The organism is Lysobacter enzymogenes (assembly GCF_900106525.1).
Classification (GTDB): domain Bacteria; phylum Pseudomonadota; class Gammaproteobacteria; order Xanthomonadales; family Xanthomonadaceae; genus Lysobacter; species Lysobacter enzymogenes.
Map to the genome: position 1 here is coordinate 78,796 of NZ_FNOG01000004.1, position 21,242 is coordinate 100,037.

15 protein-coding genes, 1 tRNA gene and 2 pseudogenes are annotated in these 21,242 nt (G+C 68.8%); 4 read left to right on the forward strand and 14 right to left on the reverse strand.

Going from position 1 to position 21,242, the window contains the following annotated elements; all coding sequences use genetic code 11:
• The coding region (locus tag BLU84_RS28565) for a DUF6053 domain-containing protein (protein ID WP_425479377.1) at positions 1-188 on the reverse strand (188 nt) is incomplete at its 3' end.
• On the opposite strand from BLU84_RS28565, the gene BLU84_RS11300 reads away from it, so the two are divergent.
• Positions 187-1,086 carry an SDR family NAD(P)-dependent oxidoreductase gene (locus BLU84_RS11300; protein ID WP_074866855.1) on the forward strand — a complete coding sequence of 300 codons (900 nt, stop codon included), beginning with the start codon at positions 187-189 and terminating at the stop codon, positions 1,084-1,086. The genes BLU84_RS28565 and BLU84_RS11300 overlap by 2 nt on opposite strands.
• Before the next feature lie 264 nt (positions 1,087-1,350).
• Here BLU84_RS11300 and BLU84_RS11305 read toward each other — a convergent pair whose 3' ends face one another.
• A complete protein-coding gene (locus BLU84_RS11305; protein ID WP_074866859.1) occupies positions 1,351-3,048 on the reverse strand; it encodes a glycoside hydrolase family 19 protein in 1,698 nt (565 codons plus the stop codon).
• Between the two features lie 204 nt (positions 3,049-3,252).
• On the opposite strand from BLU84_RS11305, the gene BLU84_RS11310 reads away from it, so the two are divergent.
• From BLU84_RS11310 to BLU84_RS11320, 3 genes are all read left to right on the forward strand, one after another.
• Positions 3,253-4,416 carry a hypothetical protein gene (locus tag BLU84_RS11310; RefSeq protein WP_074866862.1) on the forward strand — a complete coding sequence of 388 codons (1,164 nt, stop codon included), beginning with the start codon at positions 3,253-3,255 and terminating at the stop codon, positions 4,414-4,416.
• A gap of 176 nt (positions 4,417-4,592) precedes the next feature.
• Positions 4,593-5,243: a DUF2239 family protein gene (locus BLU84_RS11315; RefSeq protein ID WP_074866865.1), complete on the forward strand. Its 651-nt coding sequence runs from the start codon at positions 4,593-4,595 to the stop codon at positions 5,241-5,243.
• Positions 5,244-5,784: 541 nt separating this feature from the next.
• Positions 5,785-7,137, forward strand: a complete 1,353-nt coding sequence (locus BLU84_RS11320) for an MATE family efflux transporter (protein ID WP_074866868.1) — start codon at positions 5,785-5,787, stop codon at positions 7,135-7,137.
• 216 nt (positions 7,138-7,353) lie between these two features.
• Here the strand turns inward: BLU84_RS11320 and BLU84_RS11325 are convergent, their stop codons facing one another.
• From BLU84_RS11325 to BLU84_RS28575, 12 genes and pseudogenes are all read right to left on the reverse strand, one after another.
• Entirely contained in the window at positions 7,354-9,810 is a 2,457-nt protein-coding gene (locus tag BLU84_RS11325; protein ID WP_170849149.1) for a CshA/CshB family fibrillar adhesin-related protein, read from the reverse strand.
• Positions 9,811-10,079: 269 nt separating this feature from the next.
• Positions 10,080-12,188 carry a polyribonucleotide nucleotidyltransferase gene (gene pnp, locus BLU84_RS11330; RefSeq protein WP_074866874.1) on the reverse strand — a complete coding sequence of 703 codons (2,109 nt, stop codon included), beginning with the start codon at positions 12,186-12,188 and terminating at the stop codon, positions 10,080-10,082.
• A 259-nt stretch (positions 12,189-12,447) separates the two neighbouring features.
• Positions 12,448-12,708: a 30S ribosomal protein S15 gene (rpsO, locus tag BLU84_RS11335; protein ID WP_074866877.1), complete on the reverse strand. Its 261-nt coding sequence runs from the start codon at positions 12,706-12,708 to the stop codon at positions 12,448-12,450.
• Positions 12,709-12,988: 280 nt separating this feature from the next.
• Positions 12,989-13,618, reverse strand: coding sequence for a hypothetical protein (locus BLU84_RS11340; RefSeq protein WP_139174935.1), 630 nt, complete (start codon positions 13,616-13,618; stop codon positions 12,989-12,991).
• Between the two features lie 119 nt (positions 13,619-13,737).
• Positions 13,738-14,685 carry a tRNA pseudouridine(55) synthase TruB gene (gene truB, locus BLU84_RS11345; RefSeq protein WP_074866882.1) on the reverse strand — a complete coding sequence of 316 codons (948 nt, stop codon included), beginning with the start codon at positions 14,683-14,685 and terminating at the stop codon, positions 13,738-13,740.
• Positions 14,686-14,876: 191 nt separating this feature from the next.
• A complete protein-coding gene (rbfA, locus tag BLU84_RS11350; protein WP_074866886.1) occupies positions 14,877-15,287 on the reverse strand; it encodes a 30S ribosome-binding factor RbfA in 411 nt (136 codons plus the stop codon).
• A gap of 173 nt (positions 15,288-15,460) precedes the next feature.
• Positions 15,461-17,257 (reverse strand): annotated as a pseudogene (gene infB, locus BLU84_RS11355) (translation initiation factor IF-2); the annotation flags it as partial.
• A 69-nt stretch (positions 17,258-17,326) separates the two neighbouring features.
• Positions 17,327-18,142, reverse strand: a pseudogene (locus BLU84_RS28570) (translation initiation factor IF-2); the annotation flags it as partial.
• Between the two features lie 212 nt (positions 18,143-18,354).
• Entirely contained in the window at positions 18,355-19,842 is a 1,488-nt protein-coding gene (gene nusA, locus BLU84_RS11360) for a transcription termination factor NusA (protein ID WP_074866890.1), read from the reverse strand.
• 66 nt (positions 19,843-19,908) lie between these two features.
• On the reverse strand, positions 19,909-20,490 hold the full coding sequence (gene rimP, locus BLU84_RS11365) for a ribosome maturation factor RimP (protein ID WP_074866893.1): 582 nt from the start codon (positions 20,488-20,490) through the stop codon (positions 19,909-19,911).
• A gap of 275 nt (positions 20,491-20,765) precedes the next feature.
• Positions 20,766-20,842 (reverse strand) — tRNA-Met (locus tag BLU84_RS11370).
• A 269-nt stretch (positions 20,843-21,111) separates the two neighbouring features.
• Positions 21,112-21,213 carry a DUF6053 domain-containing protein gene (locus BLU84_RS28575; RefSeq protein ID WP_425479360.1) on the reverse strand — a complete coding sequence of 34 codons (102 nt, stop codon included), beginning with the start codon at positions 21,211-21,213 and terminating at the stop codon, positions 21,112-21,114.
• Positions 21,214-21,242 lie beyond the last annotated feature (29 nt).

Sequence of the window (21,242 nt, forward strand, 5' to 3'; positions counted from 1 at the left end):
GCGTCGCGACCTGAGCGCAAAGCGTCGGGCCTGGAAGGCCCTCCCACAGGAGTAACGGTTGTTGTGGGAGGGACTTCAGTCCCGACGCTCTCGTTTCGGATCGCTGCGAGCAACCCAGAAAGCTCGGAAATCACCCTCCCGATTCTTCCATCCCGGGCGCCCCGCGCCCGCCAGCGGAGCTTCGCCATGTCCCAGCAAATCGTCCTAATCACCGGCGCCTCCAGCGGTTTCGGCGCGCTCGCCGCGCGTGCGCTGGCCCGCGCCGGCCACACCGTCTACGCCAGCATGCGACAGACCGCCGGCCGCAACGCCGCGCAAGTCGCCGCCGCAGCCGACTACGCGCGCGAACACCGCGTGGACCTGCGCACGCTCGAACTCGACATCGCCTCGCAAGCCTCCGCCGACGCCGCCGTGGCCGCGGTGATCGCCGCGCACGGCCGCCTCGACGTGCTCGTGCACAACGCCGGCCACATGGCCTTCGGCCCGGCCGAAGCGTTCGCGCCGGAGCAATTCGCCCAGCTCTACGACAGCAACGTGCTCGGCGCGCAGCGGGTCAACCGCGCCGCGCTGCCGCATCTGCGCGAACAGCGCCGCGGCCTGTTGCTGTGGGTGTCCAGCAGCAGCGCGCGCGGCGGCACGCCGCCGTACCTCGCGCCGTATTTCGCGGCCAAGGCGGCGATGGATTCGCTCGCGGTCAGCTACGCCGGCGAACTGGCGCGCTGGGGCATCGAGACCTCGATCCTGGTGCCCGGCGCCTTCACCTCCGGCACCAACCACTTCGCCCACGCCGGCGCCCCGTCCGACAGCGCGCGCGCGGCCGAATACGAAAGCGGCCCGACCGCCGGATTCGGCGAGGAAATCCTGCGCAAACTCGCCACCGGCGTTCCCGCCGACGCCGACCCGGCCAGCGTCGCCGAGGCGATGGTCGCGATCCTCGAACGCCCCTACGGCCGGCGGCCGTTCCGCGTCCACATCGACCCCGCCGACGACGGCTCGGAAACCGTCAGCGCCGTCGCCGACCGCATCCGCGCCGAATTCCTGCGCCGCAACGACCTCGCCGACCTGCTGACCCCACGCCTCGCCTGATCGGCCGAAGGCCCCTGTAGGAGCGGCGCAAGCCGCGACCGCGACACCGCAACCACCACGCAACCCGCAAACGCCGACGCCCCAAAAACGCACGGGCCGGAGCTGTCGCCCCGGCCCGTGCGCCGTCTCGTTGCGCCGGCGGCGGCCGTCCTGGCGGCCGTCGGCGGAGGGAGGTCTGCGCTGCACAGTGGCAGCATGCAGCGCCGCCGCCAATAAGACCTGTCAGAAATAACGGTCGCCGGCCGCGATGGCGGCCGCGGCCGCTCAGTCCGCCGTCACCACCGCGTTCTTGAAGTTCGCCGTCACGCAGCGCTCGTAATCGCCGCCGCGGAACGCGGTATGCGCGGTCTGGTAACCGACCAGCTTGCACGCATAGCTGAGCCCGCCGGGATTGGCCGCGACCCAACTGTCGTCGCGCTCCCAGTAGATCGGCAGCGCGCCGGCGCCCTGTTCGTCGAACTGCTTCATGCCCTTGCAGCCCAGCGTCTCGTTGCCCGGCACCGGCACTTCCAGATAGGCCGCGGCCTGGCGGTAGTAGGCGATGCGGTTGAGCGATTGCTGGACCTCGCCGCTGCCGCCGCACTCGACGCCGCCGTTGATGATCTGGGTGGTCACGCCGAACCCGGGCGTCAGGCCGTTGCCGAGATCGCGCGCGTTCGGCTTCCAGGTGCCGTCGATCACGTGCAGCATCGACGGCTTGGGCGGCTGCGGATAGGAGAAGAAGAACGTCGCGCTGGCGAAATTGAGCCAGGTGTCGGCGACCAGTTCCGGCCGGTCGAGCAGCACCCGCACATCGCCGAACATCGCCTCGGAGAACGGGCCGTAGTTGTAGTTGTACGACAGCTGTTTGGCGCCGCGGCCGAAGTAGCTCTTGAACTGGCCGTCGGCGAACTTGCCGCACGGCCAGGCCTGGCCCTGCCAGGTGGCCGGATTGCATTCGCCGTTGTAGCCGTTGCGCATGCTTTCGCTCCAGCCCATCTCGCGCACGTGCACCAGCGCCTGGCGCCATTCGGCGATCGGGCTGTGGGCGTCGTGGCCGCCGGTTTCCTGGCCGAAGTGGGCGATCATCGTCGCCAGGGTCTTGCGGCAGATCGCGTCGGAATCGCGGCCGTCGTTATAGCGGGCGCAGATCGCCGGGAACTTGGCGATGGCCTGCAGGAAGCCGCGATAGGTATAGGCCGCGTTGCGGGTGGCGAAGACGTGCTCGAAGCGTTGCGCGTCGAGGATCGATTCGACCCGGCGCACGTTCTCGGGATTGGCCGCGCGCCCGGCCTGGACCTGCTCGACCTCAGCGTTGGCGAGGGTGCGGATCGACTGCTTGACCTCGCGCATCAGCGCCGAATCGGTCAGCTGCGCTTCGCGCGCTTGCAGTTGGCTGCGCGCGATGCGGTGTTCGCCGGGCGGCTGGGTGCCGGGATTGGGCTGGGTGCCGGGGTTGGGCTCGGTGCCCGGCCCGCTGCCGTCGGCGCAACCCAGCGCGACCGAGGCGTCGACGCGCTCCCACGGCGTGTCCCAGGGATTGGCCGCGGTGGCGACCTCGGCCGGCGATTGCCCCGGGTTCGCATACCACTTGCTGCGGTAGCGCTCGCCGCCGTAGGCGACCACGCAGGCGGCCGGATAGGCGCGGCCGGCGTCGTAGCTGTCGCCGGCCGCGGTGGCCGTCGGCGTCGGCGTCGGCGTCGACGCGGGCGGCGCGGACGGGGTCGGCGCAGGCGCGGACGCGTCCACTCGTTCCCACGGCGTGTCCCAGGCATGGGCGGCGGTGGCGAGCGCGGCCGGCGACTGGTCGCCGTTGGCGTACCACTTGGCGCGGTAGCGCTGGCCTTCGAATTCGACGATCGAACCGCCTTGGTAATTCCGGCCGGCGCGGTAGGTCTCGGCCGATGCTGCGGCCGAAAGGGTCAGTACCGCGGCAACGACGACGGTCAGGGCGGTGCAGACGAGAAGCGGAGATTTGCGCATGCCAGCGGGCTCGTGGGGAAGGGATCGCCAACATCGGCCAATCGCCGTCGCCTCGATATGGGACCGGTATGAATCCGCGCGCGCCGTCACTGCACACGGCGGCAGGCCGCACAGGCGACGGCTGCGGAGCGCGCCCCGCAGCCGCGCCGCTTCGCGCTTATGATTCGTCGACTCCCTCGCCACCGAACCACTCCGAGGACGACAGTGCGCAAACAAGGACGGACCTGGATCTGGCTGCTGGCGCTGGGCGCCACCGCGGCAGGCATGTACTACTGGGGACGGCGCAGCGGCGACCCGCTGCCGCCGCCCGCGCTCGCCGCGACCTCTGCGGCCGCGCCGATGCCCACGACCACTGGCGCACCCCGCGCCGCCGCCGCGATCCCGCGCTACGACGCCGGCAGCGCCCGGCCGCTGCCTTCGCTGGACTCGCCGTTGCGGCTGATCCTGCCCGAGCTGCAGCGCCGCGCCGCCAACGAACCGGCCGCGGCCTGCCGCCTCGCCGCCGAGATGGAGTACTGCGACAACCTGCGCATGCGCCTGGCCGGCGCCGAGAACAATCTGGACAGCTTCGAACGCCAGCTCGAACGCATGCCGCAGGAGACCCAGCAGCAGCGCGATCAACGCCAGCGCATGGCCGAGAGCTACCAGAGCATGACCGAGCGCCTGCTCACCCAGTCCGAGCACTGCGCGCAGGTGCCGCCGATCAGCCCGGAACAGCGCGCCGCCTACTGGCGCCGCGCCGCGCTGGCCGGGGTGCCGGCGGCGATGCGCCATTACGCCAGCGGCAATGCGTTCCGCTATCAGGACGTGCTCGACAACCTGCCGGGCCTAGCCACCTACCGCAGCGAAGCCGAATCCATCGCCCGCGCCGCCGCCGAACGCGGCGACGCGCGCATGCTGGCGTCGCTGGCGTTCGCGTATTCGCCGCAGCGCGACGGCATGCGCCGCAACTTCCTCGGCCAGGCGGTGCAGACCAATCCGGTGGAGTCGCTGGCGATGTTCCTGCAGTTGCGCGATTCGCTGCCGCCGCAGGACGCCGCCGCCAACGCCGCCGCGCCGGTCGGCCCGGGCCCGGGCCTGCGCGGTCCGCGCGGCGGCCGGGCCGAGTTCAATCCGCGCGAGATGATCGACTCGCAGATCCGCACGCTGACCCGCGACCTGTCGCCCGAACAGGCCAGCCAGGCGCGTGCGCGCGCGGCCGAGCGCGCGCAGGGCTGGTCGCGTCCGACCGCACCGGCGGCAGCGCCGGCCGGCGCCAGCGGCGGCACGCCGGGGGCCAACCTGCCGTCGATGTTCCTGATGCAGGGCGGCTTCGTGCCGGACGTGCAGCGCCAGGACTGCGAAGGCGCGGGCGAGTCCGGGACTTAGCGCGTCGCACGGGCCGGATCGCTGGCGCGCGCGGGCCGGAAGCGCCACGGCAATGGCGCCGGCCGTCGCGGGCGGGCATCGCTCGACGCGGGCCGGCGCCTTCGTTGTTGCCCGGGGCTTGTCATCCAAATTATACCCGGGTAATAATTGGCGCCTCGCCCCACCGCGCCCTGCCCATGAATCCCGCGCCTGCCCTCGCCTACACCGCCTTCGCCGGCCAACGCCTGCTCGCCCGCGGCCGTCTGGCCGAGGTTGCGGTCGCGGTGCACGCGGCCGCCGCGCGCGGCGGCGACGCCGAACTGCTGGTGTTCGACGACCGCACCGGCCAGCAGGTCGACCTGCACCTGGGCGGCGATGCCGACGCGGTGGCCGAGCGTTATCGCGAGTCGGTGGACCAATCCGCGGCAGACGCGGCGGACGACGCGCCGCCCGAAAACGAAGCCCCGCGCGGACGCGGCCGGCCGCGCCTGGGCGTGACCGCGCGCGAGGTCACCCTGCTGCCGCGGCAGTGGGACTGGCTCGCCGCCCAGCCCGGCGGCGCTTCGGTGACCCTGCGCAAGCTCATCGATCAGGCGCGCAAGCGCGGCGAAGCCGGCACGCGCCAGCGCTTGGCGCGCGAAGCGGCTTACCGCTGCCTCAACGCATTGGCCGGCAACGCCGCGGGCGCCGAGGAAGCGACGCGCGCGCTGTTCGCCGGCGACCGCGACGGTTTCGCCGACCGCATCGATGCCTGGCCGGCGGATGTGCGCGATTACTTGCTCGCGCTCGCCGATGGGGCGTTCTCCGGGGCCGATGACGAATCCGAATCCGGGGCGACGGCGGCGTAACCGTCGCGCGGGTCGCACCGGTCGCCAGTCTCGCAATTGGCTTGGTTTTTCTGCGGTGCGAACGCAGCGTCGATGCTTCGCCCGCGCATGAGGCTGAAGTTCTCTTGGTCAGCGCTTGCGCGGGAGCGAAGGCTTGAAGGAGTCGCGGTAAAAGCAATCGCCGACGCGCGGTCTGCTGTATCCGAATGAAGCGGCACACAGGAAATTTTCTGATACGACGCGCTGAAGTCTCTGGATTCCCGCTTTCGCGGGAATGACGGCCGGAGGGAGGCGTCGCGAAACCGATCGGTCCGATCAGTGATCCATCCGACCAACGACCTGTCCGATCAGAGATCCAAACGACCGGCGACCTGCCGGAACACAGATCCAACCAACGATCTGCTCTAACAGCGATTCGCCCGATCAGTACCACTCCCCGCTCACCGCGATCCACGCGGCGGCGAACGATTCCGCAATCCATCTCACGTCGCAGTATCCACCGCTGCGTTCTTCCCAAATCCGTCGTCCCCCGCTCCCCGCGCCCAACTCCACAGGCCACCGCATGCGCGACCTCACCCAAGGCTCGATTCCCAAACACCTGATCTCGCTCGCCGTGCCCATCGGCATCGGCATGCTGTTCCAGATGCTGTACGTGCTGATCGATCTCTACTTCGTCTCGCGCCTGGGCGATGCCGCCATCGCCGGCGTCGGCGCGGCCGGCAATCTGCAGTTCCTGGTCATGGCCATGAGCCAGGTGCTCGCGGTCGGCGGCATGGCCCTGATCGCCCAGGCCTGCGGCCGCAAGGACGCCGGCGATGCCAACCGCGTGTTCAACCAGAGCCTGCTGCTGGCCGTGCTGGCCGCGCTGGTCACGCTGATCGCCGGCTACGCCTTCAGCGGCGCCTACATGCGCACGATCGCCGCCGACGCGGCCAGCGCCGCGGCCGGCGTCGCCTACCTGCACGCGTTCCTGCCCGGGCTGGCGCTGCAGTTCGCCCTGGCCACGCTCGGCGCGGCGCTGCGCGGCACCGGCATCTCCAAGCCGACCATGCTGGTGCAGATCGTCACCGTCGTGCTCAATGCGATCCTGGCGCCGGTGCTGATCGCCGGCTGGCTCACCGGCCGCGCGTTCGGCGTGGCCGGCGCCGGCTGGGCCAGTTCGATCTCCATCGCGGTGGGCGTGGCGCTGATGCTGCTGTACTTCGCGCGCCTGGAGCACTTCGTCGGCGTCGATGCGCGCGAGCTGCGGCCGCAGCCGCCGGTGTGGCGGCGCATCCTCGCCATCGGCCTGCCGCCGGGCGGCGAGTTCGCGCTGATGTTCGTGTTCATGGGCGTCACCTACTGGTGCCTGCGCGGCCTGGGCACCGACGCCCAGGCCGGCTACGGCATCGGCATGCGGGTGATGCAGGCGATCTTCCTGCCGATCATGGCCATCGCCTTCGCGGTCGCGCCGGTGGCCGGGCAGAACGTCGGCGCCGGCCGCGGCGACCGCGTGCTCGCCACCTTACGCAGCGCGGCGCTGATCGGCAGCGCGGCGATGTTCGCGCTCACCCTGCTGTGCCAATGGCAGCCGCAGTGGTTCATGCGGCCGTTCGCCGACAACGCCCAGGCCGCCGAAGTCGCCACCGGTTTCCTGCGCATCGTGTCGTGGAACTTCGTCGCCTCGGGCCTGATCTTCACCTGCTCGGGCATGTTCCAGGCGCTGGGCAACACCCGGCCGGCGCTGTACGCCAGCGCGTCGCGGCTGCTGACGTTCGCGTTGCCGGCGATCTGGCTGTCGCAGCACCCGGGGTTCGAACTGCGCCAGCTGTGGCTGCTGTCGGTCGCCACCACCGTGCTGCAGGCGCTGACGGTGCTGTGGCTGTTGCGGCGCGAGCTGCGTGTGCGCTTATCGCAGATAGGCGCGGCGGTTTAATGGCACCGCATCGATACCGAAACACCCGCTGCATGCGGCGCAGAGCATGGCGCCGCGCACTCGTCCGCGCAGTGCCGCGCCACCGCCGGCGACGCGGCGGCTGGACCGGTTCGGTCCGCGATCCAGCACAAGACTGAAAACGCGAAGAGCGAGCCGCAGCTCGCTCTTCGCGTTCTTGCCCCAGCCTCGCTCAGCGCAGGCTAGGCAGCGCTCATGTCATTGCACCGCGCAGCTAAAATCGAAGCTCACGTTGGCGCCGGCAGCCAATGCCCCCAAAGTCACGCCGCTGGCCAAACTACCGATCGTGATCGCGCCGCTCGGACACGCCGTCCCGGTGCAGGTCACTGCATTGCCCGCCGGGCAGTTCAGTCCGGCCTGCGGCGTATCGCGCACCACTGCACCGGTTACTTCGTTGGCACCGCTATTGGTCACGACTACGCGATAGGTAGTCGCCGCGCCGGCCACCACGACATCGCCGGCCTGATCGCTCGGGCCGTTGCCGGGCGTGTTGGTCTTGGTGATCGACAGGTCGGTCGTGCGTAAGGCATTCGTGTACGTGCACACCGCCGCAGTAGTGCTGGTAATGGTCAAGGTATTGGCCAGCTGGCCGTCGCCGCCCGACAGCGTATGGCCGCCGCTGCAGGCGAGCGTCGTGGTGTAGTCGGCCACGTTGGCGCCGGTCTCCGCCGGCAGTGCGATCGTGTCGCCCACGCTCACCACGACTGCGGCGCCGCTGTTGGCGGCATTCGGCGCGGTGACGTCGAACGAAGCGGTGTTGTTGAGGCCGCCGGTGGTCGCGCCGATGGTCACCTGGTGCCCCGCGATGCTGCCCGCCGCCCAGGCCTTGGTCAGTTGCAGCGTCGACCGCGGCGCATTGCGGAACACGCAGGTGATGTCTGCCGCTGTCGCGGTGACCGCAGCGGGAATGGTGACTGGCCCGGTGGTCGCGGTGGCCACCGGATTGGTGTTGCCGGTCGCGGCGGCATTGGCGTCGGTGCAGGTCGCCGACTGCTGGTTCCAGCCGGCCGGGAGCGTCTCGGTCAGGACCACCTGCGTGCCCATCGCGGTCACCGGCAAGCCAACGGGGGCGGCCGGCTGCGCGGTGTCGGCCGCCGTGGTGGTGATCGCGGCGATGCTGCCGGTGAGGTTGGTGGCGGTGAACGAGAACGGCCCGCCGGCCTGGCCGACGGTGGTTTTTTGCACTCGCACCACTGGCGCATTCAAGGTGACCTGGTGATCCTCCACCTCGCCGTCGTTGGACAAACCCGTCGGGACATTCACCTGCGCATCATTGGTGCCGATGCGCAGGCGCAGGAAGCTGGCGCCGGCGCGCAGGTTGGCCGCCGCGGGCATCGTCCACACCAGGTTGCCAACGGCCCCGCCGGCGCACGTCGCCGATGCGGAGCGCTCGCCGGCATCGGCGAAGTCGCCGTCGCGATTGAAGTCGATGTAGCCGTACACGGTGCCGGCGGTGCCGCAGGTCACGCCGCTGAGCGTGTAATTGCCGCCGGCACCGAGCGCAACGTCTGGAATCGTAGCGACGCTGTCTTCGTCGTCCGGCGTGCCGAGAAGGTCGTCGCCGGTGGCGGTGGCGTTGGAGACATCCACTTGTTCGATATCCACCGCCGCCCCCAGGCGAACGGCCGGCGACGCCAGATTCGCCAATTGGAAGGTGTCGAAATAACCGGTCGTAGTGCCGGCGGCGCTTTCGGGCGGTGCCCCGCCCGCCCAAGTGAATCCGGGCAGATGCAGGGCATTGCCGTAGCTGGCGGGCGCATCGCCCTGGTCCGCGGTGAACACCATCACGCCCAGGGCGATGGCCGATGTGCCGCCGCCGACGAAGTTGAAATCGGCCGTCGTCACTCCTTCCATGAAAGCCACGCCCATGGGGCCCGAGCCGCAAAGAAGCTGAGTGCCATTGAAACGCAACCGATCCGTGGCGCCCGTCTGCGCAGTTACGGTGCCGTTGCTGGTGCATCCGGCGGTACGAAATCGGTCGATGAGCCGCCAAGTGCCCGTGCCTGCGATCTGCGCCTCAACGAATTCGAATCCGTTCGCAGCCGAATTGCCGGATTGCTCCGCGTCGGCGAACACCAGCCCTTGCAGCGGGTAAAGAGGATCGGTGGCGTTGTTGTTCGGACCCAAAGTCGCAGCACAGCTCAACGTGCCCGACGCTGTGGTCGAATTAGGCGGCGAAAGAATATTCCGGTTGGCCAATCCGACCACAAGCGTGTTGCTGGTACCGGTGCCGCCGATGTTGTACAGATCGTCCAGGCCATCGCCCATCCAGTTGCCGGGACGGTATGCCCTCAGATCCGGGTCGGCCCTGCTGCCCGCGATATTGCTCAGGGTGCAGGTCACCCGCAGGAACTGCCCGTCGATGGTGGTCGAGTTCGTCTGGGTGAGGCCTGCTTGGGGGATGGCGGTGTTATGGTCGCCCCAACTGAACCAGACGATATTGTTGCGGAAACGCCCGCTGCCGCCGGTTGCGAACTGGGCTTGCGCCGCTTCCCATGGCAGCGCCGCGCAGGCCAGCAGCAACAAGGAGGGCAACCAACGCTGGCCATTGCTTCGCAGCGTCGCGGCTGCGCCCCTGGATGCCAGGTGTGGCATTCCGACAGGCATCGAAGCCACCGAGCGAGCCAGCCGCAATCCACCGGACAGATCGTTCATCCTCATCCCCTAGGCGCAACTTTATTGTGATCTAGTGCTCCCATCGCTCAGCCCTGCTCGATCAGGACATGCGCCTGTTCCGCGAGGGGACGGTATCCGTCCGTTGAGCCTTGCCTCGCTTCGCTCCTGCAGCGCACGCACGCTCCTCGACGAGAGCGTAGGAAAGTCGACTCGAGATCCTCCGGCGCCTGAAACGCAGGCAAAGAAAAAGCGGGCCGAAGCCCGCTTTTTCATGATCCCGCGATGGGATCGGCGATGAGCCGCGGCGATTACTCGGCCGCGACGCCCTCGCCTTCTTCCACGGCCTTCATCGACAGGCGGATGCGGCCCTGCTTGTCGACTTCCAGCACCTTGACCTTGACCACGTCGCCTTCCTTGAGCTTGTCGGAAACCTTCTCGACGCGCTCGTTGGAGATCTGCGAGACGTGCACCAGGCCGTCCTTGCCCGGCAGGATGGTCACGAACGCGCCGAAGTCCATGATCTTGGCGACCTTGCCTTCGTAGATGCGGCCCGGCTCGACGTCGGAGACGATCTGGTCGATGCGCGCCTTGGCGGCCTGCGCGGCGGCGGCGTTGACCGAGGCGATGACGATGGTGCCGTCGTCCTGGATGTCGATCTGGGTGCCGGTTTCCTTGGTGATCGCCTGGATGGTCGAGCCGCCCTTGCCGATCACTTCGCGGATCTTGTCCGGGTGGATCTTCATCGTCAGCAGGCGCGGCGCGAACTCGGACAGCTCCGAGCGCGACTGGGTGATGGCGTGGGCCATCTCGCCCAGGATGTGCAGACGGCCGGCCTTGGCCTGCTGCAGCGCGACCTTCATGATCTCTTCGGTGATGCCCTGGATCTTGATGTCCATCTGCAGCGCGGAGATGCCTTCCGAGGTGCCGGCGACCTTGAAGTCCATGTCGCCCAGGTGATCTTCATCGCCCAGGATGTCCGACAGGACGACGAAGTTGTCGCCTTCCTTGACCAGGCCCATCGCGATGCCGGCGACCGGCGCCTTGATCGGCACGCCGGCGTCCATCAGCGCCAGCGAGCTGCCGCAGACCGAAGCCATCGAGGACGAACCGTTCGACTCGGTGATTTCCGAGACGATGCGGATGGTGTACGGGAACGCTTCCATCGTCGGCATCACCGCGAGCACGCCGCGCTTGGCGAGGCGGCCGTGGCCGATTTCGCGACGCTTCGGGCCCATCATGCGGCCGCACTCGCCGACCGAGTAGGGCGGGAAGTTGTAATGGAACAGGAAGTGCTCTTTGTACTCGCCCGACACGGCGTCGATGATCTGGCCGTCGCGCGCGGTGCCCAGGGTGGCGACCACGATCGCCTGGGTCTCGCCGCGGGTGAACAGCGAGGAGCCGTGGGTGCGCGGCAGCACGCCGACCTTGGAAGCGATCGGGCGCACGGTGTCGAGGGCGCGGCCGTCGATGCGGATCTTGGTGTCGAGCACCGAGTTGCGCATGGTCTGGTACTCGAGCTCACCGAATTCCTTCGACAGCTCGGCGGTGTGCCAGCCGTCGGCTTCGGCGCGGCCGGCCAGCGACTGCAGCACGTCCTTCTTGATCGCCGAGATGGCGTCGCGGCGCTGCAGCTTGTCGCGCACCTGGAACGCCTGCGCCAGCTGGCCGCCGACGGCTTCCTTGAGCGCGCCGATCAGCGCGTCGTTCTTGGCCGGAGCTTCCCACGTCGACGGCTTGGTGCCGGCTTCGACGACGAGCTCGTTGATGATGTTGATGACCTTCTGCATTTCGCGATGGCCGAACATCACCGCGCCGAGCATGACGTCCTCAGACAGCATCTTGGCTTCGGATTCGACCATCAGCACCGCGTTCGAGGTGCCGGCGACGACGAGCTCGAGCTCGGAGTCGGCCAGTTCGGTCGCGGTCGGGTTCAGCAGGTACTGGCCGTTCTTGTAGCCGACCTTGGCAGCGCCGATCGGACCCTGGAACGGGGTGCCGGCCAGCGCCATCGCCGCCGAAGCGCCGATCAGGGCCGGGATGTCGCCGTCGATTTCCGGATTCAACGACATGACGGTCGCGATGATCTGGACTTCGTTCTTGTAGTCTTCCGGGAACAGCGGACGGATCGGGCGGTCGATCAGACGCGAGATCAGGGTTTCCTTCTCGGTCGCGCGGCCCTCACGCTTGAAGAAGCCGCCCGGGATACGGCCACCGGCGTAGAACTTCTCCTGGTAATCGACGGTGAGCGGGAAGAAGTCCTGCCCCTCGCGCGCGCTCTTGGCTGCCACGGCCGTCACCAGCAGTACGGTGTCTTCGAACTTGACGATCACTGCGCCGCCGGCCTGACGGGCGATTTCGCCGGTCTCCAGGGTCACCTGATGGTTGCCGTACTGGAAGGTCTTGGTAATTTTTGCCACGGTGGGTTCCTTCGGTATCTATGCGTTCCGGTCGGGGCCCGTGCCCCGCTCCGGTCGGCCGCCGGCGCCAGCGACCTGAGGATGGTTGTGTCGCGCGCGCGCTCCGCGCCGCGTCGCACGTGGCCCGAGGGCCGGCCCAGTTCGACGATCGCGCTCGCGTTTCGTCGCTGGCGGCGCTGCGTCCTGCATCGCCAGACGGAGTTTTCGTCTCCGCCAAAACAAACCGCGGCGCATCGCTGCGCCGCGGTTGGGTGTCCGATTAACGGCGCAGACCGAGCTTCTCGATCAGGGCCTTGTAGCGCTCGTTGTCTTTGCGCTTGAGGTAGTCCAGCAGGCTGCGACGGCGGTTGACCATCATCAGCAGGCCGCGGCGGCTGTGGTGATCCTGCTTGTGCTGCTTGAAGTGGCCGGTCAGCTGCTCGATGCGGGCGGTCAGCAGGGCGACCTGGACTTCCGGCGAACCGGTGTCGTTGGCGCCGCGCTTGTTGTCTTCAATGACTTTCTGGGTGTCGATCGACATGGTGTCTTCTCTATCTAGATGCGCGGCCCGCAGAAGCGAATCGGCGCGGGCATTGCCGCTCCGACGCACCGCCTGGCCCGCCGCTTGCTTGGGTTGGGGATCGCTCGCAAACCGCTTCCGCGCCGGCGCCGATGTTCGACGCCCGGCTGGAAGTGCTTGAAAAGCGGCGAGATTGTAACAGCCCGCTGAGACGATTGCGACCTTTGGGCGGGGCGAAAGTATGTCTTCCGCGCGCCCAGGCGGCGGCGCCGTCCGGTCCGGCAACATTGCCCGGCCGGTTTTAGTCTTGCGGCGGCGGCTTCGGCGCGCTGCGTTCAGCTTCGGAGGCGGCGGCCTCGCGGGCGAGTCTTTCCCGGACCTCGTTCAGCCGCGGCCGCTTCAGCGGTTCCTGCCCGACCACGGCCGGCCCGGACGAGGCCGTCCCCGCCGCCGCGGGCCGCCGACCGAGCCGCTTGAACATCTGCAACAGCTTCTTGGCGTCGCCGTTGAGCTGCATCCGCCACTGACCGCCGACCTTGTTCAGGCTGGTCGCCTCGATCCCGCTGAATACCGCGTCGGCGCTGTTCAGCCGGACCGTGGTGCGGGTAATGGCGTGGTACTGGTCGGCCCCTTCGGGCACGCCGCCGAGCACCTGCACGCTTTCGATGCGCATGCCGCCGGCGCGCTGCATCACCGCGCCCATGAAGGCGGCGAAGGTGTCGGCGTCGCTCATCGCCTGCAACTGCGCGGCGTCCACGCCGAGCATGCCGGCCCCGCCGGTGGCGCTCATCAGCTCGCGCAGGTCGCGCAGCGCCGTCGGATCCATCAGCCCGGCCAGGCACCGCCAGTCCTGGCGCCGCGAGCACTCGGCGCCGGCCGCGACCACCGCCTCGGGCCGGTTGCGGTCGACCGCGGGTGCGGCCGCGCGCAAGCTCAAAGGCGACAGCGCCAGCGCCGCGGCGATCGCGATGGTTCTCGAATTCATATCGTTTCCCCCTGATTCCTTTCGAACTGTCGCGTCGAAGCTTCCATTGCAGCGAATCCCGCCGCTCAGCCGCCCTGCGCGGCCCAGCGGAATAGGCGCTGCGGCTGCAGGCGGCCGCCGGCCTGACGCAAGCCCAGGCCCAGGCAACGCCCGCTCTCGCCGTAGATCGCGACCAGGCCCGGCTCGCCCTCGGCGCAGGCCACGGCTTGGCCGTGGCCCAGGCGCTGGGCGGCGGCGGCGTCCAGGGCGACCTGCTCGAACCCGTTCAGGCCGGCCTCGATCGGCAGCAGCAAGGCATCGAGGGCGCGCTCGTCGCCGCCTTCGTTCAGTTCGCGCAGTTGCTCCAGGGTCACCATCGCCGGCGCCAGGAACGGCTCGACCCACAGCCGCCGCAGCGTCGCCACGTGGGCGCCGCAGCCCAGCGTTTCGCCGAGGTCGCGGACCAGGCTGCGCACGTAGGTGCCCGAGCCGCATTCGATGTGCAGTTGCAGGCGCGGCCCGTCGCGGCCGGTCAGGGTCAGCCCGTGCACGCTCACCTCGCGTTCGGGCGCCTCGATGGCCTCGCCGCGGCGGGCCTTGGCGTACAGCGGTTCGCCGCCCTGCTTGAGCGCGGAATAGATCGGCGCGCGCTGGAGGATGGTCCCGCGCAGCGGCGCCAGCGCCGCTTCGATCTGGGCGTCGCCGAATTCGGGCACCGGCCGTTCGCGCAGCGGCGCGCCGTCGGCGTCGTCGCTGTCGGTGGTCAGGCCGAGCACGGCGGTAGTCACGTAAGCCTTGCGCGCGCCCAGCAGCAGACCGGCGATCTTGGTCGCCTCGCCGAAGCACAGCGGCAGCAGGCCGGTGGCGAGCGGGTCGAGGCTGCCGGTGTGGCCGCCCTTCTCGGCGCGGAACAGATGCCGCGCCTGTTGCAAGGCCTGGTTGGAGCTCAGCCCTTGCGGCTTGTCGAGCAGCAGCAGGCCGTCGACGTTGCGCCAGGTGCGTTTACGCGTCGAAGTAAAGCGCGTCGTGTTCAAGCAGGACCTTCGCCCCAGGATGGCGGCCGGATGCCGGCGCGCGGGTCAACGTCTGGCGATGCTCGCACAGTGCGCCGGAACGGGCGCGTGAAGCGCGCCGCAGCCGACGGGCGGAGCCGCAGCGGGAAAGATTCGATGGATTCGCAACGCGACGGCGGCTACGCAGCGGCGGCCGTCGCGAGCGGCGCGGCTCAGGGCGTGTCCTTGCCCTGCCCGTCCTCGTCCGCGGCTGGCGCACTGTCGTCGCCGGCCTCGGCCGACGCCGCATCGCGCAGCAGGTGCTCGATGCGCTCGCCGCGGTCGACCGAATCGTCGTAATGGAAATGCAGCTCCGGCACGTGCCGCAGCTTCATCGCCCGGCCGAGCTGGAAGCGCAGCTCGCGCGAGAGTTCCTTCAGCGCCTTGACCGCTTCGACCGAACGCTCGGCCTGCAGCGCGGTGACGAACACCTTGGCGTGGGCCAGGTCGCGGGTGACTTCGACGTCGGACACGCTGACCGACGGCAGGTTGTGCTCGCGCACGGCCTCGTGCACCAGCGTGCCCAACTCGCGGCGGAGCTGGGCGGAAACGCGGTCGGTGCGGTGGAACGATTTACTGGGCATTTGGACGGAAATCGCGAATGGAGAATGGGGAATCGGCGAAAGCCGGGCCGAAGAGCCGTGCGCCTGGCGACGATTCCCGACTCCCGGTATTGCTGAGAATCGGTAGGCCGAACGGGGAATCGGTCGCCGTAAACCGCGGTGGCGGTCGCCGACTCCGATTCCCCACTGCGGCCTTACAGCGTGCGCTGGACCTCGATGCGCTCGAAGCACTCGATCTGGTCGCCCGGCTTGACGTCGTTGTACGCCTTCACGCCGATGCCGCACTCGGTGCCGTTGCGCACTTCGTCCACGTTTTCCTTGAAGCGGCGCAGCGATTCGAGTTCGCCTTCGAAGATCACCGCGTTGTCGCGCAGCACGCGGATCGGCTTGGAGCGCTTGACCACGCCCTCGATCACCATGCAGCCGGCGACCGCGCCGAACTTGGAGCTGCGGAACACGTCGCGGACCTGGGCGGTGCCGATGATCTCTTCGCGGATCTCCATGCCGAGGATGCCCGATGCGACCTGCTTCACCTGATCGATCACGTCATAGATGATCGAGAAGTAACGCAGATCGACGCCGTTGGCCTCGATGATGCGGCGCGCGGAGGCGTCGGCGCGGACGTTGAAGCCGATCACCGTGGCCTTGGCGGTGGCCGCGGCGTTGGCGTCGGACTCGGTGATGCCGCCCACGCCGGAGCTGATCACGTTGATGCGGATCTGGTCGTTGGACAGCGCGACCAGGGCCTGGCGCAACGCTTCCACCGAACCCTGCACGTCGGCCTTGACGACGAGGTTGAGGCTCAGCTGGCCCTCGCCCTTGCCCATCTGGGCCATGATGTCTTCCATGCGGTTGCCGGCAGCGGCGACCAGGCGCGACTCGCGGCGCTTGGCGTCGCGCTGCTGGGCCACGTCCTTGGCCAGACGCTCGTCCTCGACCACGACGAAGTCGTCGCCGGCGTCGGGCACGCCCGACAGGCCGAGCACCTGCACCGGAATCGACGGGCCGGCCTGTTCGACCTGCTTGCCGGTTTCGTCGAACAGCGCGCGCACGCGGCCGTAATGCACGCCGCACACCAGGTAGTCGCCCTTCTTGAGCTGGCCCTGCTGGACCAGCACCGTGGCGACCGGGCCGCGGCCCTTGTCGAGCGCGGATTCGATCACCGTGCCGGTGGCGCGGCCGACCGGAGCGGCGCGCAGTTCGAGCACTTCGGCCTGCAGCGAGATCGCGTCGAGCAGATTGTCCACGCCCGCGCCGGTCTTGGCCGAGAGTTCGACCATCTGGGTGTCGCCGCCGAAATCTTCGGCGACCACATCTTCGCTGAGCAGTTCGTTCTTGACCCGCAGCGGATCGGCGTCGGACTTGTCGATCTTGTTGATCGCCACGATCAGCGGGACGCCGGCAGCCTTGGCGTGCTGCACGGCTTCCTTGGTCTGCGGCATGACGCCGTCGTCGGCGGCCACCACCAGCACCACGATGTCGGTCAGCTTGGCGCCGCGCGCGCGCATCGAGGTGAAGGCGGCGTGGCCCGGGGTGTCGAGGAAGCTGATCACGCCCTTGGGCGTTTCCACGTGGTACGCGCCGATGTGCTGGGTGATCCCGCCGGCTTCGCCGGAGGCGACCTTGGTGCGGCGGATGTAGTCCAGCAGCGAGGTCTTGCCGTGGTCGACGTGGCCCATGATGGTGACCACCGGCGGACGCGGGGCCTTGTCGCCCTGCACTTCCTCGGCGTGGGCCAGCAGCGCGTCTTCGGCGTCGTTGCCCAGCGCCTTGACCACGATGTGGCCGAGTTCTTCGGTCACCAGCGCGGCGGTGTCGTGGTCGATGCTCTGGTTGATGGTCGCCATGACGCCCATCTTGAACATCGCCTTGACCACGTCGCCGCCCTTGAGCGCGAGCTTCTGCGCCAGGTCGGCCACGGTGATGGTCTCGCCGATGGCGACTTCGCGCACGATCGGCGCGGTCGGACGCGAGAAGCCGTGCTGGCCGCCGCCGGAACGCGACTGCTCGTTCTGGCGTCGGTTCTGCTGCATCCGGCCGCCCTTGCCGCGGGTGTTGCTGTTGCTGCGGCGGGCGCGGTCGGACGGCGACAGGTGCAACTGGCCGGCGAAGCGGTTGGCCGCATCGTCGTCCTCGACGCCGGCGACCATCGCGTGCGAGCCGCGGGTCTTGTGGCGCGCGGCGGCGGCGTTGCGGTCGTCGGCGGGACGCGCGGGCTCGACCCGGGCCGGCTTGGGATGGCCGTGACCGTGGGCCGGAGCCGGCTTGCGCGCCGGATCGGCGGCCGCGGCGGCGCCGGTGCCGGCAGCGGCCTTCGCCGGAGCCGCATCGGCCGGAGCGTTGGCGGCTTCGCTGGCGCGGCGCGCGCTGGCCTCTTCCTCGGCCTTGGCGCGCACGGCGTCCTCGGCGGCGCGGCGCACCGCGTCGGCGGCATCGGCTCGGCGCTTGTCGTCGGCGGCCAGACGCTGCTGCTCGGCGAGGTTGCGCTGCTTGGATTCCTCCAGCTTGCGCAGGATCTCGGCGCGCTCGTCGTCCTCGCTCACCGGCGCACCGGAGTCGTTCGGCTTGACCAGGGTCACCTTCTTGCGCACCACCACGTCCACCGTGGTGCGGTTCTTGCCGCCGCCGACGGTGATTTCCTGCTTGCGGCTGCGGTTGAGGGTGATCTTCTTGGCAGCCTCGTCGCCGTCGAGCGGCTTGTCGGCCTTGCCGTGCGAACGCTTGAGGAAGCCGAGCAGCTTGACTTTCTCGATGCTGGTCACGACCTGGTCGGGGCCGCTGAACTTCATGCCGGCCTCGGCCAGCTGTTCCAGCAACTTCTCGACCGGCGTGTTCACCAGTTCGGCCAGCTTGCGGATGGTGGTTTGCTGCGACATTCGGTTTTCCGTGTCCTCTTGGCGCGGGACGCATCCCACGCGTGATGGCGCCATTCTAGCTCCGCGCGCGCCCAAGGTCCGGCCCGCGCAGGCCTTCGCGGCCTGCTCGCGGACCGGGCCGATGCCCGGTCCTGCGAATCCGGCCGGGCCCCTAGGGCCGTGGCCGGCTTGCCGCAAGACGCCCCTTTGGACCTCTTGCGGCTCTCCTCACCTCATTCGAACCAGTGCTTGCGCGCTTCCATGATCAGGGCGGCGGCACGTTCCTCGTCCACGCCTTCGATGTCGGTCAACTCGTCGGAGGCCAGATCGGCCAGGTCGTCCCGGGTGACGACGCCCCGGGCGGCCAGGGTGAAGGCCAAGCCTTCGTCCATCCCCGCCAGTTCCAGCAGGTCGGCCGCCGGCTGGTGTTCGTCGAGCTCTTCCTCGGCCGCCAGCGCCTCGTTGAGCAGCGCGTCGCGGGCGCGGGCGCGCAGTTCCTCGACGATGTCCTCGTCGAAGCCCTCCACCGCCAGCAGCTCGCCGACCGGCACGTAGGCGATTTCCTCGACCGTGCTGAAGCCTTCCGACACCAGGATGCCGGCGATTTCCTCGTCGACTTCCAGCTTGTCCTGGAACAGCTGGCGCGCGGCGTTCTGCTCGGCCTCGGACTTGGCGGTGACCTGGTCCTGGGTCATGACGTTGAGCTGCCAGCCCGACAGGCGGCTGGCCAGGCGCACGTTCTGCCCGCCCTTGCCGATCGCCTGGGCCAGCCGGTCCTCGGCCACGGCCAGGTCCATCGAGTGCTTCTCTTCGTCGACGATGATCGACTGCACTTCCGCCGGCGCCATCGCGTTGATGACGAACTGGGCCGGATTGTCCGACCACAGCACGATGTCCACGCGCTCGCCGTTGAGTTCGTTCGACACCGCCTGCACGCGCGAACCGCGCATGCCGATGCAGGCGCCGATCGGATCGGTGCGGTTGTCGTGCGCCAGCACCGCGATCTTGGCGCGGTCGCCCGGGTCGCGCGCGCAGGCCTTGATCGAGACCAGGCCCTGGCCGACTTCCGGCACTTCCAGCTTGAACAGCTCCATCATGAATTCCGGCGCGGCGCGGCTGATGAACAGCTGCGGGCCGCGCGGCTCGGTGCGCACGTCGAACAGATAGCCGCGCACGCGGTCGCCGGCGCGCAGCACGTCGCGCGGGATGCCCTTGTCCTTGGGGATGATCGCCTCGGAGTTGCCGCCCAGGTCGACGTAGATGTTGCCGCGCTCCACGCGCTTGACGATGCCGGTGACCAGCTCGCCGACGCGATCCTTCCACGCGTCCACGACCTGGGCGCGCTCGGCCTCGCGCACGCGCTGCACGATCACCTGCTTGGCCGCCTGCGCGGCGATGCGGCCGAATTCGGGGTTTTCGATCTGCTCTTCGATGTAGTCGCCGACTTCCACGCCTTCGACTTCGTCGACGGCGTCCATCAGGCGGATCTGCCGGTCCACCGACTCCATGACCACGTCGTCGGCCACCACTTCCATGCGGCGGAAGGTTTCGTAGCTGCCGTCCTTCTGATCGATGGACACGCGCACCAGCACGTCCTCGTCGTGGTAGCGCTTCTTCGCGGCCGACGCCAGCGCGGCCTCGATGGCCTCGAAGATGACTTCGCGCGGCACGCCCTTTTCGTTGGCGACCGCGTCCACCACCAGCAACAGTTCCTTGCTCATCTCGTCACTCCGCACGGATCGGCGTGGGCCGCCGGCTCTCGGGTTGGTAATTGAAGGTTTCGATGCTTACTTGCCGGAAGCGTCCCGCTTGCCGGCCTTGTCCTTGGCGCCGGGCTTGCTCTTGCCGGGCTTGCTCGGGGCGAAGCCCAGCGCAGCCCAGTCCGGCACGATCCGGCCCTTGTCGATGTTCGAGAACGGCACTTCGAAGCGCACGCCCTCGATCGCGAACACGACCTGCTCGCCTTCCACGCCGACGATCTCGCCCTGCAGGCGGCGGCGGCCTTCGTGCGGCAGCTTCAGGCCGACCTTGGCGCTCTCGCCGGCGAAACGGCGGTAATGCTCCAGCGTGAACAGCGGACGGTCGATGCCCGGCGAGGACACTTCCAGGGTGTAGTTGCCGCTGATCGGATCTTCGACGTCGAGCTGGGCCGAAATTTCGCGGCTGACCGCCTCGCAGTCTTCGATGCTCACCGAACGCGGCTGCTCGCCTTCCGGCGTCGCGTCGGCCTCGGCGGCCGGCACGTCGATGTACACGCGCAGCGTCGCGCTGCCCGGCGCGGGCAGGTATTCGATGCCGAGCAGTTCCACGCCCAGCGACGCCACCGTGGGCGCCAGCAATTCGGCGATTTGCGTTGCTTTGTCCGTCACGCGCCTGAACTCCTGAAGGGTGCGACCGGCTGAAACCAATCATCGGACACGATGCGACCGCGAGCCGCGCTCGGCAGCGGCGGCCGATGTTTCGCCGCCGTCGCCGCATTCGCGCAAACCCCGGATCGCAGAAAGCCGAAAACGACAAAGGGCCCATCGGGCCCCTTGTCCGTACAACTGGATTTCGGCGTATCGGCGCGAGCAGAGCGTCGATACAAAGCCCGACTTTCGATCGAAACGGCCGCCGCCAAGGGCGCGGCCGTTACAGCCAAAAGTGGTAGCGGGGGTAGGATTTGAACCTACGACCTTCGGGTTATGAGCCCGACGAGCTGCCAGACTGCTCCACCCCGCATCAGGCCGACTAGTGTAACGATCGGCTTAACTTTCTGCAAGCCTGCAATCAGATTTTCATGATTGCCGCTTGCCGCTTCGAACGCTGCCGGTGTTTCCCGGTGACTGGCGAAATCCGTATCGCGTTCGCAGGCCGGCATCTTATGCTGTGTGAAAAATAATTCAAGCCCCTGAGACAGTTTCGTTGCGATTATTTTTCTCACGACCGATTGAGCACGGTTTCGGGCGGGTTCGAGTCCGCTTCCCTGCACCGCCTCGATGAACCTCGGTTCAGGCCCGCCCGACGCTTGTGGGAGGGCCTTCAGGCCCGGCGCTGCTCGCTCGGGTCGCAGCGACCTGGAACAAGCGCGTCGGGCCTGAAGGCCCTCCCATACCGGCTCGCACCCTGCAGGCCCGCACAA

Bases quoted from the DNA above. Each gene is read 5' to 3' on its own strand.
- BLU84_RS11300 (WP_074866855.1), top strand. From the start codon at position 187: ATGTCCCAGCAAATCGTCCTAATCACCGGCGCCTCCAGCGGTTTCGGC.
- BLU84_RS11305 (WP_074866859.1), bottom strand. From the start codon at position 3,048: ATGCGCAAATCTCCGCTTCTCGTCTGCACCGCCCTGACCGTCGTCGTT.
- BLU84_RS11315 (WP_074866865.1), top strand. From the start codon at position 4,593: ATGAATCCCGCGCCTGCCCTCGCCTACACCGCCTTCGCCGGCCAACGC.
- BLU84_RS11320 (WP_074866868.1), top strand. From the start codon at position 5,785: ATGCGCGACCTCACCCAAGGCTCGATTCCCAAACACCTGATCTCGCTC.
- BLU84_RS11325 (WP_170849149.1), bottom strand. From the start codon at position 9,810: ATGAACGATCTGTCCGGTGGATTGCGGCTGGCTCGCTCGGTGGCTTCG.
- rpsO (WP_074866877.1), bottom strand. From the start codon at position 12,708: ATGTCGATCGACACCCAGAAAGTCATTGAAGACAACAAGCGCGGCGCC.
- rbfA (WP_074866886.1), bottom strand. From the start codon at position 15,287: ATGCCCAGTAAATCGTTCCACCGCACCGACCGCGTTTCCGCCCAGCTC.
- nusA (WP_074866890.1), bottom strand. From the start codon at position 19,842: ATGAGCAAGGAACTGTTGCTGGTGGTGGACGCGGTCGCCAACGAAAAG.
- BLU84_RS28575 (WP_425479360.1), bottom strand. From the start codon at position 21,213: ATGGGAGGGCCTTCAGGCCCGACGCGCTTGTTCCAGGTCGCTGCGACC.